Source organism: Pseudomonas sp. W2Jun17 (assembly GCF_023127795.1).
In the GTDB taxonomy this organism is placed as follows: Bacteria; Pseudomonadota; Gammaproteobacteria; order Pseudomonadales; family Pseudomonadaceae; genus Aquipseudomonas; species Aquipseudomonas synxantha_A.
Window position 1 is genome coordinate 1 of sequence record NZ_SPKO01000016.1, and the last position, 2,216, is coordinate 2,216.

A 2,216-nucleotide genomic window follows, 5' to 3' on the forward strand; every position below is an offset into this window, starting at 1 on the left:
GGCCGAGGTCAGGAGAAATGGACACCCGAAGAAGGTTAAGTAAGTGCCATTCAAACCTGTCCCCTTTTCTGCTGTTAACTTCACTACCCACGATTACTGCTTCTGACTTAATCCCTTCCAATATTTTTGTCACGAATCAACGAAAAAAGGGGACTGTCTAGTCCTGAAATAGGTTTACACCTACTTCAGGACTAGACAGCCTTTAAACTCTAGTCTAGATAAATCTGCCCTCTTTTCTTGTCCCTTTTCTTCAGCCCCCTTTTCTTCAACTTATTCATCATCCCAAAACTGCCCCGGCGGCGCATAGTTGCCATCTTCCAAGATGCTGCACCATCCAAAAAGCCTATAAAACATTTCAAGATCCAATATTTGGTAGATATCAATATCAACTTTTTTTAACGACACCCGACCGTGTGCATAGTGAGAGTATTGCCCACCTACCCCACCTATCGCTCTTTTTTCAATTTCTGCACGATCCCACTCCAGAACGGTTCCTGCAGCTTCTGGCAAAGGGTCCAAAAATTCAATTTCAAACTCCGTTGCAATTTTGCAAATGCAAGGAATCAGCCTTTGCTCGAGCAGGCTGTGGGTTAACAAATTCTCGGGAAACTTAATGCTTAATTTCATTTCAGAGCATCCTTTGGAACAACAACATAACCTGAAAAATTCTTTTCACACTCAAAAATTAATTTCACACTTTTACTCACGGATAAACGAAATTCGTCTTTACTTGCCCACCAACATCGTAACTCATCACAAAAGAACTCCAGTTCTCACCCCGCGATGCTGCGCTAGCCTTCAACTCCTTAATTAATCGATACAAAACAGCACCATTGAAATCAGTTTGCGGCTGCTCATTTACCACGCCATTTTTCTCAATGGAGATTTCTTCAACCATGTATCCATCGCACACCTCAGTCTCATACCTGAAGGCATCATAATCTTCAACAATTCCTGACTGAAGCAATTCAAATATACTTTTAACAATTTCTATATCTTTGGCAATCATTCTTTATGCTCCGGTATTCTGCGAGCTTCATTTTCAAATCGAACAGTTTGACGCTTTCCATCGACTATATAAGTAACATCCAACGTATCTGGGCGCAACGATCGAGGATCTTCGCGATTAAATTTTATAGTTGTCGGTCCTACTACTTTATTTGGATCGTTCAAAGCGCTCTTGATTTTGTGTTCGTAAAATACCTTATACGCTGAGCTATTGAAATTCTGATCTTGGGCGAACAAGTTGTAACCATCGCATGTCCCACCCTGACTACACGCTTGTGCGTGTCCGCCTACATCAGTTTCTCTACCGGTCTTCCCAGCAGCAGTTTGCCTCGCGTCCCGTGGAACCTTGATATCAACCGGGGTGAACGTGAGCTCTTCGACTAGACCTCTACTGTCGGTTACAAAAGTAGTGCCGTTGTCCAGCTCATAACGCTGGTTGGGCATACGTGCTTCTGGATTGTTGAGCATTTCGTACTCAGGCGATCCTTTGACTGGCTTACTGCTGTCGACTTTGATTGTTTCAGCCGTTGGTGTGTCTTGACGATTCTAACAAAAGGGGACAGATTTGAATGGCACTTCCTTAACAGCTAACCAGCTGATATGACTACAGAAAAATGAAAAAAGGCCGTCCTTGGTCTACGGTGATAGTTGCGAACACACACCACTCGAACAAGGACAGCCCGCGTGAATCGTAGACGTCAAATCGTCAGGCATCAACAGCAGCGCATTCAGCAGCACGCCAAAAACAGCAACGCCCATGCATTCTTTAAGCTGCTAGCCGATCCGGCGCTGCTACAGCGTGCCGAGTCAGTGATTCCCAAGCATCGTCAACGCTTATTCCCGCCGACTGAAACACTGTCGATGTTTCTGGCTCAGGCCATGAATGCCGACCGTTCTTGTCAGAAGGCCGTGAATGATTTTTCGATCAAACGTTGCTGCGATGGGCTAAGCCCCAGCAGTGTCTACACCGGCGCTTATTGCAAAGCACGGGCGCGGTTACCGGTAGAGATGGTTTCAACATTGTTGCGCTCCACGGGATCCTCGATGAGTAACAACGTGCCACCGTCATGGCGCTGGATGGGCCGCCCGGTACGTCTCGTGGATGGCACCACAGTGACCATGCCAGACACTGCGGCCAATCAAGCTGCCTATCCGCAATCTCGTGGCCAGAAAGCAGGGTTGGGCTTTCCCATTTGTCGTTTGGTAGG

General features: G+C 46.3%; 3 protein-coding genes and 1 pseudogene. 1 reads left to right on the forward strand and 3 read right to left on the reverse strand.

Annotated features, from left to right (window positions below):
• Positions 1-270: 270 nt before the first annotated feature.
• The 3 genes from E4O98_RS11600 to E4O98_RS11610 form a co-directional block, all read right to left on the reverse strand.
• Positions 271-627 carry a hypothetical protein gene (locus E4O98_RS11600; protein WP_248135070.1) on the reverse strand — a complete coding sequence of 119 codons (357 nt, stop codon included), beginning with the start codon at positions 625-627 and terminating at the stop codon, positions 271-273.
• Positions 628-703: 76 nt separating this feature from the next.
• On the reverse strand, positions 704-1,009 hold the full coding sequence (locus tag E4O98_RS11605) for a hypothetical protein (protein WP_248135073.1): 306 nt from the start codon (positions 1,007-1,009) through the stop codon (positions 704-706).
• The gene (locus tag E4O98_RS11610) at positions 1,006-1,476 is read right to left on the reverse strand and encodes a DNA/RNA non-specific endonuclease (protein ID WP_248135086.1); all 471 of its coding nucleotides are present in this window, start codon (positions 1,474-1,476) and stop codon (positions 1,006-1,008) included. The genes E4O98_RS11605 and E4O98_RS11610 overlap by 4 nt, the downstream gene beginning before the upstream one ends.
• Positions 1,477-1,692: 216 nt before the next feature.
• On the opposite strand from E4O98_RS11610, the pseudogene E4O98_RS11615 reads away from it, so the two are divergent.
• A pseudogene (locus E4O98_RS11615) lies at positions 1,693-2,216 on the forward strand (IS4 family transposase); the annotation flags it as partial.